The organism is Streptomyces sp. SAI-170 (genome assembly GCF_049739565.1).
In the GTDB taxonomy this organism is placed as follows: Bacteria; Actinomycetota; Actinomycetes; order Streptomycetales; family Streptomycetaceae; genus Streptomyces.
The window spans coordinates 2206557-2220419 of record NZ_JBMGQD010000001.1 but is presented as its reverse complement, the minus strand read 5'-3'; the positions used below and the strand labels follow the sequence as shown (position 1 = coordinate 2220419).

Sequence of the window (13863 nt, the reverse complement as noted above, 5' to 3'; positions counted from 1 at the left end):
GGGGTTTCTCCCTACGGGTGGCGGTCGAGGCGCCAGCGGGGACGGGGGGAACCGGGAGCCGGCTCGACGACGACCTTCGGCGGCAGGGGCAGCTCATGGAACGGGGACTCGTTGGAGTCCATCTGGTAGCCGGAGGTGTTGAGGTACACCAGCAGGTCACCGACCTGCGGCCGGTGCGGGAAGGGCACCGTGCGCCAGGTGAGCATGTCGGACTCCAGGCAGGTGGCGGCCCCCACACAGGCCGGGTAGGTGCGCGTCTCCCGCGGCCCGTTCGCGACCAGCACCGGGTCCGGCAGGAACTCGCTGTCGAACCACTGCTCCGAAAGGCTCAGACTGCTCCCGTCGACGGTGAGGATCCCGTGCCCGTCCCGCTCCTTGACGCCCTGCACCCGGAACACGGTGCACCCGGCCTGGTCCAGCAGGGCCCGCCCTGGCTCGACGAGGAGGGCCACGCCGGCGTCCCGCAGGAGCGTGGACAGCGGGGCCTGTTCGCCCTTCGGGGTGGCCGCCAGGACCGCCCGCAGGGCATCGGCCCCGGCGACGGGGGAGTGGTAGGGGTAGAAGCCGCCGTGGAAGGACTTGCCGGCGTGGAAGTGCTCGGGGAGCTGCTCCCGCTGGAACCGCCGCCAGTCGTCCGCGCCGACGTAGTCGACGGCGAACCCGCCGCCGATGCTGATCCTGTCGGCCCGCAGGCCGAGGCCTCGTGCCTCACGGCACAGACCGACGAGCTCACCGGCGAGATCGGCACGGGCCTGAGGGTCGTAGCCCGAGAGATGGAAGCTGAACCCCTCGACCTGGAGGCCGTCGGTCCTGCCGAGCGCTGTGCGCAGCTCCTCGGGGCTCATGCCGAACCGGCTGTGGCGCTGTCCGCCCGGCAGCACGCGCAGCAACGCCCTGGGAACACGCCCCAGTTTGGCTGCGATCGCGGTGAGCCGCTCCAGCTCGTCCAAGGCGTCCACCGCGACCAGCGCACCCTGCAGCACGGCCACCCGCAGCAGGACGTCGCCCTTCGCGGGCCCGGTCACCACCAGGTCCGCGCCGGCCACACCCGCCGCCAGCGCCTCCCGCAGCTCCCCGTGGCTCGCCACGTCCACCCCGAGCCCCAGCACGGCGGCCCGCTCGGCGAACACGGCGGCCTTGTTGGCCTTCTTGGCGAAGTACACCCTGCCCGCGACCCCGGCCTCCTCCAACACCGCGGTGAAGGCACGGGCGTTGGTGTCGAACCGCTCCGGGAACAGGGCGTGGTACGGGCCGCCGAGCCCATGGCTCAGCTCCTGAAGCAGCACCGGCGCGTCGAGGAACGCCTGGGTCTCCGCGGCGATGTGAGCGGGCAGCGAGGGCGGCGCCGCGACCGTCGTCACCGCCACAGCGGCACCACCGTACCCAGCCCCTGGGCGATCGCCAGCTCGGCGAACCGGTGGCCGAGCGCGATGTCGGTGACGACGAGCCCGCTGTTGTACGCGAAGATCCGCTGCCCGGCGTCGGTCCGCCCGGCCGCCCGCCCCGCGAGCACCTCGGGGAACTCGGCGTCCACGTCCCGCAGCCGCCCCTCGGCGTCGGCCATGTCCGTGCCCGTGACCGCCATCTGCGCGGCGCTCGTGGCGACGACCCGGTCGGCCCGGTGCAGCGTGGACGCGGCGATGCCGTATCCCACCAGCACCGACAGCGCGGCCGGCCTCAGCCACTCGGCCTCCACGGACGCGGGCGTGTTCGGCCCGGCGGTGGCCAGCACGACGTCGGCCTCCTGCGCGGCGGCCCGCAGATCGGTGACGACCTCCAGCTCCCGGTCGGGGAAGTGCGCGTGCAACTGCTCCCGTACGGCACGTATCCCGTCCGGATGCGTCCCGAACAGCATCAGCCGCTCCAGCTGCGGCATCGTGGTGAGCAGGAACGGCAGCGCGAGCCGCCCCTGGGTGCCCGTGCCGACGACCAGTGCGCCCCGGCTGCCGGGCGCGGCCAGCTCACGGGCGAGCAGCGCCGAGACCGCGGGCGTGCGCAGGGCACCGATCCGGCCGCAGTCCATCATCGCCACGGGCAGCCCGGTGGCGTCGTCGTAGATGGTCAGCGTCGTGTAGTAGTGCTGTTTGTCGCGGTCCTCGTGCAGGCCGTACTTGTAGGACGTCTTGACGGCGACGACGCCGCGCTCCCCGTCCCTGCCGAGCATCGCGTACGCGACCGAGTGCCCGTCCTCGGGCTTGACGGTCAGCTTGCGCGGATTGTCGGAGCGGCCGTCGGCGAGGGTGCCGTACGCCTGCTCCACCGTGGAGACGACGTCGGCGAGGGAGATCTCGATCCCGGCGACGTCGCTGGTGCTCAGGACGCGCAGGGCGGTGTCCGGGGCGTGGGTGTCGGTCATGCGTGGGCCTCCAGAACCTTCTGTCCGTAGCCGTGTTCGAAGCGCTCCGCCTCGGGCCGGGTCCTGCGGCCCGGCACGCGCACGGAGGAACGTTTCAGCCAGCGGTCCGTGCCGTCGTAGCGGGCCTTGAAGGGGACACGGCCGTGGACCACGAGGTCGTTGTCCACGACCAGCACCTCACCGGGGGCGAGGCTCACCGCGACGGAGACGCGCTCCAGCTCTGTCTCCAGGCGGCCGTAGGCGGCCCGGTGCTCCTCGGGCGCCCGGTCCAGGGGCGTGTAGGCCGGGTCGAAGCGCAGGGTGGGGCCGTCCTCGGACTCCCACAGCGTGGGCACGGGCGGCGCCTCACCGCTGTAGGACTGCGCCTCGGCGTAGGCGTCGTCGGGCAGGATCGGCAGCACCCGGCGGCCGAGCAACTCCCGGTCCGCGTCGGAGAGTTGTACCTGGCGGATGCTCGCCGCCGTGGTGGCGACCGCGTCGTGGTTGCGCATGCAGGAGAGCAGCAGGAGATGGGCGCGTCCCGGGTGGAAGGCGTCCTCGGTGTGCGGGCTGAGCAGCACGCTGCTGCTCGCGCCGGTCTGCTCCTCCTCGTGGCCGGGGGAGGGCACGATGTTGTGCACGAACCGCCCCTCCTGCTGGCCGGCCCAGGCGATGGGCGTGCCCATCGCGGCCGAGAGCAGCATCAGGACGACGTCGTGCAGGGCGCCCGCGTCACCGACGCGGGACCAGTGGGCGGGCGTGGGCCCGACGGCGGAGTCGTCGACCTCCAGGCCGCGCAGGACGTACAGGCCTTCGGGGGTGTCGACGGGGCGGCAGGCGTGCCGGACCTCGTCGCTCAACTCGCTTGCGGAAAAGGGTAATTGGCGGAGCAGGGCCGGGTCGGTCGTCGAACCGGCCGTCTCGATGAGGAGTTTCTCGGCCGCCGCGGTCAATTCGGCGGCGGCGTGGGGGGAAAGCGTGCGTACGGGTGCGGATCCCGTCGGCATGGGGCTGGTCCGTCCGTTCCGTGCGGGATGGATGCGGGCGTCGCCGGTCGCGGTCCGTGACCGCCTGGTGGCTGTGCAGAAACATAGCCATCTCATAGGATGTAGGCAAGGCTTACCTAACTTTGGCGAAGATCACAGTCCGTGCGGTCTTGTGTCCCAGCTGTGAGTCAGGGTAGGCAAACCTCAGCAATAAGTTCCGCGCAGCGAAAACGAGGACGACGTGGACCTGACGAGACGTCAACTGCTGTGGGCCACCGGCGCCTTCGGCGCCACAGCCCTGATCACCGCCTGCTCGGGCGGCAGTTCCGACGACCCCGCCGGGTCCGCCAAGGGCGGCTCGGGCAAGCCCCGCCGCGGCGGAACCCTGCGCGTCGGCGCCCTCGGCCGGGCCGGCGCCGTCACCCGCGACCCGCACGGCACCCAGTCCAACGAGAGCGACTACCTCGTCATCAGCCTCGTCTACGACACCCTGACCGTGCCCGGCTCCAAGCCCAACACCGAGCCCCGGCTCGCCGCGAGCTGGCAGCACTCGGCCGACCTGAAGACCTGGCGCTTCACCCTCGCCAAGGGCGCCACCTTCCACGACGGCACGCCCGTCACCGCCGACGACGTCGTCTTCTCGCTGCGCCGGCTGCGCGCCACGCCCGCCGGCGCCTCCCGGCTGCCGGGCATCCAGGAGAAGAACATCACCGCCGACGGCGACTCCACCGTCGTCCTCGTCTCCGACCACCCCAACGCCGAACTCCCGCAGCTCACCCGCCTGACCACGTTCGTCGTGCCCAAGGGCACCACCGACAAGGACATCGCCAAGGCGCCCGGCACCGGACCCTTCAAGCTGGACTGGTACCGCGGCGGCAACGCCCGGCTGGTGCGCAACGACCAGTGGTACGGCGGTGACGTGCACCTCGACGCCATCGAGGTGAAGATCTTCGAGAGCCCGCAGGCCATGGCGAACGCCCTGCTGTCCGGGCAGATCGACCTCGCCTCCAACGTCGGCGCGGTCGCGGCCCGGACGGCCGAGGGACGGGGCGACATCCAGACGGTCCGCCGGCCCGACGACATGGCGATGCCGATCGTGATGCGCACCGCCGACGGCCCCTTCGCCGACCCCAGGGTCCGCGAGGCCCTGCGCCTCGCCGTCGACCGCGAGGCCATGGTGAAGCAGGTGCTCTCCGGCTACGGCACCGTCGCCAACGACATCCTCGGCACCGGCGACCCCGCCTACGCCAAGGACATCCCGCAGCGCGCCCGCGACCTCGACCGGGCCAAGCAGCTGCTGAAGGAAGCCGAGTTCGACACCTCCAAGACGTACGAACTGCTCACCACCGAGGACATCTCCGGCCTCGCCGAGTCCGCCACCCTCTTCGCCTCCCAGGTCCGCGAGGCCGGGGTGAAGATCAAGGTCGTCAAGCAGGAGTCCGCCGTCTTCTGGGACAAGACCTGGCTCAAGGGCGACCTGTACACCACCTACTGGGGCACCAACGACTCGGTGGTGTTCTTCGCCAGCAAGGTCCTGCTCTCCGACAGCGGCCAGAACGAGTCCGGCTTCGACGACAAGGCCTTCGACAGTGCCTACGAGAAGGCCATCGGCACCGCCGACCCCGCCGAACGCGCCACGCTGCTCAAGGAACTCCAGCAGATCCAGTACGACCGCTCCGGCTATCTGCTGTGGGGCATGGCCGACGGCATCGACCTGGCCGGCTCCAAGGTGAACGGGCTGCCCACGCTGCCCGGTTACGGCCGGGTCCAGCTCGAGCGGGCATGGCTGGCCCGTTGACCCCGGACGTGGCCGCGCCGACCGGGAAGGCACCGGAGGTGAACCCGCCGGCCGGCGCGGCCCGGCCGGCGCGGCCCGTCGTCCTGTCCGTGCTCGCCCGCACCGGCCTGGTGCTGGTCAAGCGCGCCGCCCTGCTGGCCGTGCTGCTCGCCCTGGTCTTCGGCACCGTCGAACTCCTGCCGGGCGACGCCGCGAACGCCACCTCCGAGCGCGGCGAGAGCGCCGCCGACATCCAGGAACGCCGGGAGCTGCTCGGCCTGGACCGGCCGGTCCCGGAACGCTTCTGGGACTGGATGTCCGGCCTGCCCACCGGCGACCTCGGCACCTCCGCGCGCGGCGAACCCGTCACCGGTCTGCTCTCCAGCGCCTTCCCCAACACCCTGCTCCTCGGCGGCATCGCGCTGCTGCTGACCGCCGTCCTGTCGCTGGCGCTCGGCTGCTGGGCCGCGCTGCGGCCGGGCGGGCGCGTGGACCGGGCGGTGTCGGGCTCGGCGACCGCGGTGCTGGCGCTGCCCGAGTTCGTGGTGGCGGTCGCGCTGGTCCTCGTGCTGTCGCTGTGGACCGGCTGGCTGCCCGCCGTCACCCTCACCGACGCCGACGGCAACCCCGACTCCTGGACCATGCTCGTGCTGCCCGCCCTCGCCCTGACGATCCCGCAGACCGGCTGGAACACCCGGATCGTGCGCGCCGCCCTCGCCGACGAGGCCCGCGCCCCGCACGTGGAGACCGCGGTCCTCGACGGGCTGCCGCCGCACCGCGTCCTCACCCGCCATGTGCTGCCCGGCGCCCTGCCCACCGTCGCCGCCGGTCTCGCCACCTCCACCGGCATGCTGCTCGGCGGCGCCGTCGTCGTGGAGACCGTCTTCAACTACCCCGGCATCGGCTCCGTCCTGGCCTCCGCCGTCACCGACCGCGACAGCCCCGTCATCGCCGGGGTCACCGCGCTCGCCGGCGCGGTCGTCACGGGGGTCCTGCTGGTGGCCGACCTGATCCGGGACGCGATGACGGGAGTACGACGATGACGGACGCCGCTTCCCCGCAGGCGCCGGCGCGTCCCGCGAAGCCCGCCCGGCGGCGCACCCGGGCCACCGTGCTGCGCGTGCTGCCCGCCCTGCTGCTCGTCGCCCTCGCCCTCGCGGGCCCCTGGATCGCCCCGCACGCCGTCGACGCCCCGGTGGCCGCCCCGTACGCCGAACCCGGCGCGGACGCCGTCCTCGGCGGGGACCAGCTCGGCCGGGACGTGCTGAGCCGACTCCTGGCCGGCGGCCGTGACCTCGTGCTGTCCTCGCTCCTGGTGGCCGTGCTGGTCACCGCGACCGCGGCCGTGCTCGGCGCGATCGGTGCCGTCCGGCCGCTGATCGGGCGGGCCGTCGAGCGGATCGCGGACGTGCTGATGCTGCTGCCCGCCGTCCTCGGCATCCTGCTGGTCACGCTGTCCTGGCCGGACGGCGGCCGGCTCGCCGTGGTCGCCGCCGCCGTCGCCCTCGGCGTCCCCTACGCCGTACGGCTCGCCGCGGGTGCCGCCGCGCCGCTCGCCGCCACCGGGTACGTCGAGGCCGCGCAGGCCGGCGGGGAGCGGCTGGGGCATCTCGTGCTGCGCGAGATCCTGCCCAATCTGCGGGCGACCCTGCTGGCCCTGTTCGGGCTGCGTTTCGTCGCCGCCGTCTACCTGGTCGCCACCGCCGGGTTCCTCCAGGTGGGGCCGCAACCTCCCGCCGCCGACTGGGCGTTGATGATCCGCGAGAACTCGGCCGGCATCCTGCTCAACCCCTGGGCCGTGGTCGCCCCCAGCGCCGCCATCGGCCTGCTCGCGCTGAGCGTCAACCTCGCGGCGGCCGCCCTCGCCCCGCAGACCGGCCGGAAGGCGGTGCCCGTCCTGTGAGCCACGATCCCCGCTACCGGTCGGAGAAACCGGCCCCCGACACGCCCGTGTCCGCCCGGGTCACCGGGCTCACCGTCGCGGCGCCCGACGGACGCCTGCTGCTGTCGGACGCGGACCTCATCCTGCGCCCGGGCCGGGTCACCGCCCTCACCGGCCCCTCCGGGTCCGGCAAGACGACCCTGCTGCGCGCCCTGACCGGCCTGCTGCCGCCCGGCACGACCCGCAGGGCCGGCACCGTGGAGGTCTTCGGCGCGGACGTCCTGGCCCTCGGCGAACGGGAGTTGCGGGCCCTGCGGGCGAACCGCCTCGCCTACGTCGGCCAGGACCCCGGCTCCGGCCTCAACCCCCGGATGCGGGTGCGCGCCCTCGTCCGTGAACTGGCCGCCGACCGTACGCGGGACACCGTCGCCGCCCTCCTCGCCGAGGTGCGCCTGCCCGACGAGGACGGCCGCCTCGCCGCCCGCCGTCCGGCCGCGCTCTCCGGCGGCCAGCAGCGCCGCGTGGCCATCGCCCGCGCGCTGGCCCGGCGCCCCGACATCCTCCTCCTGGACGAGCCCACGGCCGGGCTCCATCCGGCACTGCGCGAGGAGATCGGCGACCTGCTGTGCCACCTGGCCCGCGAACACCATCTGGCCGTCGCCCTGTCCTGCCACGACCCGGCCCTGGTGGAACGCATCGCCGACGACGTGGTCGCGCTGGGCTCCCCCCTGCCGGGGCCACGGGGCCTCGCGGGAGCAAGCGCCGCCGAGCGGGGGGCCGAAGCCCCTGCCGGAGAAGCCCCGGCGGACGCCCTCGCCCCGCCTCTCCTCCAGGTCCGCGACCTGCGTGTCTCCTTCGACCGCGGGCAACTCGCCCTGGACGGCGTCGACCTCGCCGTCGCCCCGGGCGCGGCGGTGGGCATCGTAGGGGCGTCGGGGTCGGGGAAGACCACGCTGGTGCGGGCGGTCGTGGGTCTGCAGAGGTTCACCGGGGGGAGCATCGTCCTCGACGGCCGCGCCCTGCCCGGCGGGCTGCGCGGGCGGTCGCGGGAGCAGCGGCGCAGGGTGCAGCTGGTGACGCAGAATCCGCTGGGCGCCCTCAACCCCAGCCGTACGGTCGGGGCGGCCGTGGGCCGGCCCTTGCGGCTGCACCGCCGGTGCGTGCGCGCCGATGTCCCGGAACGGGTCGCCGATCTCCTCGAACAGGTCGGTCTGCCGCCCGCGTTCGCGGACCGCTACCCGCACGAGCTGTCCGGTGGGCAGCGTCAGCGCATCGCCATCGCCCGCGCGCTCGCGGCCGACCCCGAGGTGCTGATCTGCGACGAGGTCACCTCCGCGCTGGACTCCGCGACGGCTGAGGCGATCATGGACCTGCTGGCCGGTCTGCGCGAACGCCGGGGCACCGCCCTCGTGCTGATCAGCCACGACCTCCCGCTGATCGCCGACCGCACCGACACGGTCACCGTCCTGGACCGCGGCCGGGTGCTGGCCTGCGGTCCCACCCCGCAGGTGCTGGCGACCGCGGGGGTGCTCGCCCCGTGACGACGGAGGGGCCGTGGCGGAGCAGGTGCTCGGCCACGGCCCGCTCCTGTCAGCTCGGGTGCCGCTGACGCAGCTCGTCGGCGAGGGCCTGCCGGCCACGGATGCCGAGCTTGCGGTAGGCACGGGTCAGATGCTGCTCGACCGTGCTGACCGTGACGAACAGCCGGCTGCTGATCTCCCGGTTGGTGTAGCCCCGCACGGCGAGCTGGGCGACGCGCAGTTCGGCCTCGCTGAGCACGGAGGGGTCCGATGCGGCCGGGCGCGGCTTGTCCGGGCGGGCCGCCTCGCGCACCTTGTCCTCGGGCGGCTGGTACGGGATGCCGATCCGCTTCAGCGGCGAGGTGACCCGGGCGGGCAGCGCGGTCGCCTGCCGCGGCACCCGCGCCGGTGTCTCGCGGACGGTGGCCGTGCCGCCCTGGCGCTGGGCCTGGAGGCGGGCGATGGTGCGCAGGGTCCGGCTGACCTCCATGCGGTTCCCGGCGTCCTCGAAGACCTTCGCCGCCCGGCCCAGCAGCCGGTGGTCGTCGCTGGGGGAGCTGGTGAAGGCGAGCACGCGCAGCGCGAGACCGCAGGCGTACGGGTCCGACTCCATGGACAGTTTCATCTGCTGCTTGGCCAGCTCGCGCGCGGTCTTGAGGTTGCCGAGCTGCAGATGCGCCTCCGCCAGGTCGCTGCGCCACGGCACGGGCGTCGGCGCGCTCTCGTCCCAGCCGCGCAGCAGATGCTCGCAGCGCTGGAAGTCGCTCACCGCGGCCAGCGGGCGGTGGGTCGCCAGATGGAAGTGGCCGCGGGCGCGCAGATAGCGCAGTCCGACCATGGTGTCGAACATCGCGTCCGGCACCGGGATGCGCAGGGTGCGGGCCGCGTCCTGGAAGTTCCCCGCGGATATATCCGCGTAGACCATGATGGCGAGTGGGTCCCCGACCGAGATGCCCCACCCCTGGACGTCGAGCAGGTCCAGGGCCGAGCGGGCGCGTTCGGCCGCCTCGGGGATCTCGTCGCGCTGCAGCTGGATGCCGGCCCGCAGGGTCTCCAGGACGGCCTGCCAGGTCACCGCGCCCCGGCGGCGGGCCTCCTTGTCCAGCCGGGCGCACCACTGCTCGGCGGTGGAGCTGCGGCCGCCCAGGGTGAGCGCGGTGATGGCCGTGGCGAGGGCCTCCAGGGAGGTGTTGCCCAGGCCGCAGTTCTGCAGGATGCGCTCGGCGCTGGCCAGGCTCGCGTCGCTGCCGGCCCGGCCCCATGCGTGCCTGAGCGCCTCCGTGGTCTGCACCCAGGGCGTCGAGCGCGGCCGGGTGGCGGGCTCGTCCTCGGCCGACTGCCCGGTCGGCGGCCCGAAGTACCAGGAGTAGGCGAGGCTCAACTCCGCCTCGGTGCGCGGGTCGAGGGGCTCCGGGGACTCGGACAGGATGCGGTACGTCTCGTTGAACAGGACCCGGTCGCCCTGCCACAGCGCGTGCCGCATCAGCGCGAAGCAGCCGTCCTGGTCGAGGGTGCCGAACCGGGCGGCCGTCCGCAGGGACGGTATGTGCGCGGCGGCGCAGGAAGGATTCACCCGCCAACTGCTCCAGACCAGGGACTGGCGGATGGAGCGTTCCACGTCCGCGTCCTCGGCCGAGGGCAGGGCCAGTTCGAGGGCCTGCCGGGCGAAGGCGACGTCGTTGCCGCTCATCGCCTGCTCGGCGGCCTGCCGCAGCACCGGGACCGACCAGGCGGCCGGCCGGCCGTCGGCGGCCACCAGATGCCGGGCCACGTCGGCGGCGGGCGCGCCCGTCTCGTGCCCCATCCGTGCCGCCGACTCGTGCAGCCGCGACCGCAGGGCCGGGGTCAGCGAGTCGAGCACGGCGGTCCTGGCCCGCGGGTGCCGGAAGGCCCCGCCGGCGAGCAGCCCGCAGCGCTCCAGGGCGTCGAGCAGCCGGCCGACCCCCTGCGAGTGGACGTCGGTGAGACCGGCGATCTGCTCGGGCTCACCGGGGCCGTCGAGGATCGCCAGAGCGGAGGCGACCTCCAGCAGCTCCGTGTCGGGACGGTCCAGCAGGGCCCGGACGGCGCGGGCGTAGGCGCCGCCCACGACGGGCTCGCCGGTGCGCTCGCCGGCCTGGTAGTCCTGGACCAGCGCGCTCGCCAGCATCGGGTTCCCGGCGCTGAGTTCATGGATCGCGGTCGTCAGTGCCGCGTCCACGTCGCCGTTCAGTGTCTCCTTCAGCAGGGATTCCACACCGCATTCGGAGAACGGCGTCAGTTGTACCGAGTAGTAACGTGGTTGTCGTGCGAAGGTGGCGCTCAGCCGGGTGAAGGGACTTTGTCGCCAGTCCGGTTGATTGAGCACTATGAGCAGTTTCGTCGAGCGAATTCTGCGGTGCAGCTGGAGAAGCAGTTTGAGGGACGTCTCGTCGATGAAGTGAAGATCATCGATGCCGATCACGAGCGACTTTTCCCTGGCCAGGTTGAGCAGGGCGTCGCAGACATCGCGTAAGAAGTGCGGATCGGCACGGTCGTCGCCCGTGCGAACGTCGATCGGGAACGGCGAGTTGGCCAGCAGCTGGTCGATCGCGGAGGCCCCGATGCCCTGCTCATCAGGGGCTCCCGTGGCGCTCAGCGTGAGGGAGCCCTGATCCTCGGCGTGGTCGAACAGCTCGTTCTGCAGACAGGTCTTTCCGCTTGCGATTCCCCCGCTCAGCATGATCAGGCGGCCATTTCCCCGCCTGCTCCGGTCCAGTTGGTCGAGCAGGAAACTCCGAGCGGCATCCGGACTCATCTGGAACTGGTTGCCGACAGTCGTCATAGACAGTCTATCCCCCGTAAATAGACTTACCTGTGAGCACAGTTGTTCCTTGTTGAAGGTATCAGACCATATGGAGATCGTGGGTGTGCTGTGAATGAATCGGGGGTGTTCACCGCAGCCCCTGCGATCAGGGATGGTCCAACTTTTGATCACCTGCTGGTGGGCAGATGAACGACAGGCGACAGCCTGCCCGTTGAGGAAAGATCGTTTCTACCCCTCCCCACCCCTACTCGCGTGTCGCACCCTCGGCGCGCTGCTGCGCGACGACCGCCGCGACGATGTCGTCCAGCGTGCGCGTGGGCCGGAAACCGACCTGGGCGCGCGCCTTGTCACAGTTCGGCACCCGGCGCTGCATGTCCTCGAAACCGGGACCGTAGGCCTGCTCGTAGGGAATCTTCACCACGCTGCTCGTGGAGCCGGTGACCGCGATGACCCGGGCCGCCAGGTCCGCCATGCTGATCTGCTCGGAGCTGCCGAGATTGTAGACCGTGCCGTGCGCGCTCTCGTCCTCCAGCAGCGCGACGAGCGCCGGCACCACGTCCAGGACGTGACAGAAGCAGCGGATCTGCTGCCCGTCGCCGAACAGCGTCAGCGGCTCACCGGCCAGCGCCTGCGCCACGAACCGCGGGATCACCATGCCGTAGCGGCCGCTCTGCCGCGGGCCCACCGTGTTGAACAGCCGCACGATCACGGTCCGTACGCCGTACTCGACGCCGTACAGATACGCCATCGTCTCGTCCAGCGCCTTCGCCTCGGCGTAGGACCAGCGGTTCTTCAGCGGCGAGCCGACGATCCGGTCGGCCTCCTCGGTGAGCCCCTCGGTGGTGTTCTTGCCGTACACCTCGCTGGTGGAGGCCACCAGCACCGGCACATCGTGCCGACGGGCCGCCTCCAGGACGTTCTCGGTGCCGTTCAGATTGGTGCGCAGGCTCTCCAGCGTCTTGCCCATGATGGTGAACACGCCCACCGCGGCGGCCAGATGGTAGATCCGGTCGACGCCGTCCATGCAGCTCTCCAGCGCCGCGGCGTCGCACACCGAGCCCCGCACGAACCGCACCCGCGGATCGTCCATCAGCGCGCCCAGATTGCCGGTGCTGCCGGTGCTGACGTCGTCGAGAACGACGACCTCGTGCCCGAGGTCCAGCAGATGCTCGGTCAGGTGCGAGCCGATGAAGCCCGCCCCTCCCGTGATCAGACAACGCACGATCGATCCCTTTCGCAAGCGGACGTGAGGGGCTACGCCGAGTGGCCGGCGGCGGTGGGGGCGAAGCGGTAGGTCGCGTCCAGCACCAGCGGGACGTCGGCGATCCAGGAGTAGTCGTGTTCCGGCTGCACCGTGTGGATCAGGACCAGGTCCCAGTCCTGCTCGGCCGGCTCCATCGTGGAGTCCATGCTGACCCCGCTCGGCAGGGTCAGCCGTGTCACCAGCGGGTCGTAGTACTCGACCTTCGCGCCGCGCCGGGTCAGCTCGTCGATGATCTCCAGCGCCGACGACGACCGTACGTCGAGCACACCGGGCTTGTAGGAGACGCCGACCACCAGCACACTGCTGCCGGCGAAGCCCTTGCCCGCGTCGGACAGCACGCCCAGCATCCGGTCCACCACACCCCGCGGCCGCTCGGCGATCGCCGTCATGGCCTCGCTGACCAGCGGCGCGGCCGTGCGGGTCTCCCGCAACTGCCACAGCAGATAGTGCGGATCGCACGGGATGCAGTGCCCGCCGACCCCCGGACCGGGGTGGAAGGCCATGAAGCCGTACGGCTTGGTCGCCGCCGCCGCGATGACCTCCATCGGGTCCATCGCGAAGCCCGCGCAGATGTCCGCGAACTCGTTGGCCAGCGCGATGTTGACCGCCCGGAAGGTGTTCTCGTACAGCTTGGTCATCTCGGCGACCTCCGGCGAGCCCACCTGGTGGGTCGCCGACAGCAGGTCGATCACGCGGGCCGCCATCGCGGCGCACTCCGGAGTGACCCCACCGACCACGCGGGGCGTGTCCCGCTGGGTGTGGGTGGTGTTGCCCGGGTCGATGCGCTCCGGACTGGACGCCACGAAGATGTCGCCGCCGAGGGTGAACCCCCGGTCCATCAGCGGCTCGACCAGCATCCGGGTGGTGGTCCCGACGAAGCTCGTCGAGGTCAGGATGAGCGTCTGGCCGGCCCGCGCGTGCCGGACGACCTCGTCACAGGCACCCTGCAACGCCCGCAGATCGGGCAGCAGATGGCGGTCGACGGGCGTCGGCACGCACACGATCACCACGTCGGCGTCCGCCATCCGGGCCGCGTCGGCGGTCAGTTCGAAACCGTCCTGCCCGAGCGAGCGCGCGAGCTGGCGGTGGTCGGAGTCGATCAGATCGACGGACCGTGCCTCGATGGCCCGCAGCCGGTCGGCGTCGCGGTCGATGCCCACGACATGCACTCCGGCCGCGTGCAGCCCCAGGGCGGTCGGCAGTCCTACGTACCCCATGCCGACGATCGCGACGGAGCCGAGTTCGCTCGGGACGGGCAGAGCCTTCTCGATGGTGCGGGAATGCGGCATAGTCCACTCGACCTCGTGTGATGTG

General features: G+C 72.3%; 10 protein-coding genes. 4 read left to right on the top strand and 6 right to left on the bottom strand.

The features are described 5' to 3' along the window. Positions 1-11: 11 nt before the first annotated feature. From RKD23_RS09825 to RKD23_RS09815, 3 genes are read right to left on the bottom strand one after another with little or no spacing between them, the layout of a single operon-like run. Entirely contained in the window at positions 12-1367 is a 1356-nt protein-coding gene (locus tag RKD23_RS09825; RefSeq protein ID WP_424853341.1) for an alanine racemase, read from the bottom strand. Beyond that, on the bottom strand, positions 1358-2356 hold the full coding sequence (locus RKD23_RS09820) for an ornithine cyclodeaminase family protein (RefSeq protein WP_424853340.1): 999 nt from the start codon (positions 2354-2356) through the stop codon (positions 1358-1360). The genes RKD23_RS09825 and RKD23_RS09820 overlap by 10 nt, the downstream gene beginning before the upstream one ends. Continuing rightward, entirely contained in the window at positions 2353-3342 is a 990-nt protein-coding gene (locus RKD23_RS09815; RefSeq protein WP_424853339.1) for a TauD/TfdA family dioxygenase, read from the bottom strand. The genes RKD23_RS09820 and RKD23_RS09815 overlap by 4 nt, the downstream gene beginning before the upstream one ends. Positions 3343-3562: 220 nt before the next feature. Between RKD23_RS09815 and RKD23_RS09810 the strand changes: the two genes are divergently transcribed. From RKD23_RS09810 to RKD23_RS09795, 4 genes are read left to right on the top strand one after another with little or no spacing between them, the layout of a single operon-like run. Then, the gene (locus tag RKD23_RS09810; RefSeq protein WP_424853338.1) at positions 3563-5119 is read left to right on the top strand and encodes an ABC transporter substrate-binding protein; all 1557 of its coding nucleotides are present in this window, start codon (positions 3563-3565) and stop codon (positions 5117-5119) included. Continuing rightward, a complete protein-coding gene (locus RKD23_RS09805; protein ID WP_424853337.1) occupies positions 5104-6141 on the top strand; it encodes an ABC transporter permease in 1038 nt (345 codons plus the stop codon). The genes RKD23_RS09810 and RKD23_RS09805 overlap by 16 nt, the downstream gene beginning before the upstream one ends. Further along, positions 6138-7001 (top strand): ABC transporter permease, encoded by an 864-nt coding sequence (locus RKD23_RS09800; RefSeq protein ID WP_424853336.1) that lies wholly within the window; start codon positions 6138-6140, stop codon positions 6999-7001. The genes RKD23_RS09805 and RKD23_RS09800 overlap by 4 nt, the downstream gene beginning before the upstream one ends. Further along, the gene (locus tag RKD23_RS09795) at positions 6998-8521 is read left to right on the top strand and encodes an ABC transporter ATP-binding protein (RefSeq protein WP_424853335.1); all 1524 of its coding nucleotides are present in this window, start codon (positions 6998-7000) and stop codon (positions 8519-8521) included. Before RKD23_RS09800 ends, RKD23_RS09795 begins: the two co-directional genes overlap by 4 nt. A 49-nt stretch (positions 8522-8570) precedes the next feature. Here RKD23_RS09795 and RKD23_RS09790 read toward each other — a convergent pair whose 3' ends face one another. From RKD23_RS09790 to RKD23_RS09780, 3 genes are all read right to left on the bottom strand, one after another. Beyond that, positions 8571-11303: an AAA family ATPase gene (locus RKD23_RS09790; RefSeq protein ID WP_424853334.1), complete on the bottom strand. Its 2733-nt coding sequence runs from the start codon at positions 11301-11303 to the stop codon at positions 8571-8573. A 226-nt stretch (positions 11304-11529) separates the two neighbouring features. After that, complete coding sequence (locus RKD23_RS09785) at positions 11530-12507, bottom strand: NAD-dependent epimerase/dehydratase family protein (protein WP_424853333.1); 978 nt, start codon at positions 12505-12507, stop codon at positions 11530-11532. A 32-nt stretch (positions 12508-12539) separates the two neighbouring features. Further along, the gene (locus RKD23_RS09780; RefSeq protein ID WP_424853332.1) at positions 12540-13838 is read right to left on the bottom strand and encodes a nucleotide sugar dehydrogenase; all 1299 of its coding nucleotides are present in this window, start codon (positions 13836-13838) and stop codon (positions 12540-12542) included. Positions 13839-13863: the final 25 nt, after the last annotated feature.

What these genes read in the sequence shown, in the direction of transcription:
- RKD23_RS09800 (WP_424853336.1), top strand. Translation starts at nt 6,138, where the DNA reads ATGACGGACGCCGCTTCCCCGCAGGCGCCGGCGCGTCCCGCGAAGCCC.
- RKD23_RS09805 (WP_424853337.1), top strand. Translation starts at nt 5,104, where the DNA reads ATGGCTGGCCCGTTGACCCCGGACGTGGCCGCGCCGACCGGGAAGGCA.
- RKD23_RS09780 (WP_424853332.1), bottom strand. Translation starts at nt 13,838, where the DNA reads ATGCCGCATTCCCGCACCATCGAGAAGGCTCTGCCCGTCCCGAGCGAA.
- RKD23_RS09820 (WP_424853340.1), bottom strand. Translation starts at nt 2,356, where the DNA reads ATGACCGACACCCACGCCCCGGACACCGCCCTGCGCGTCCTGAGCACC.
- RKD23_RS09790 (WP_424853334.1), bottom strand. Translation starts at nt 11,303, where the DNA reads ATGACGACTGTCGGCAACCAGTTCCAGATGAGTCCGGATGCCGCTCGG.
- RKD23_RS09815 (WP_424853339.1), bottom strand. Translation starts at nt 3,342, where the DNA reads ATGCCGACGGGATCCGCACCCGTACGCACGCTTTCCCCCCACGCCGCC.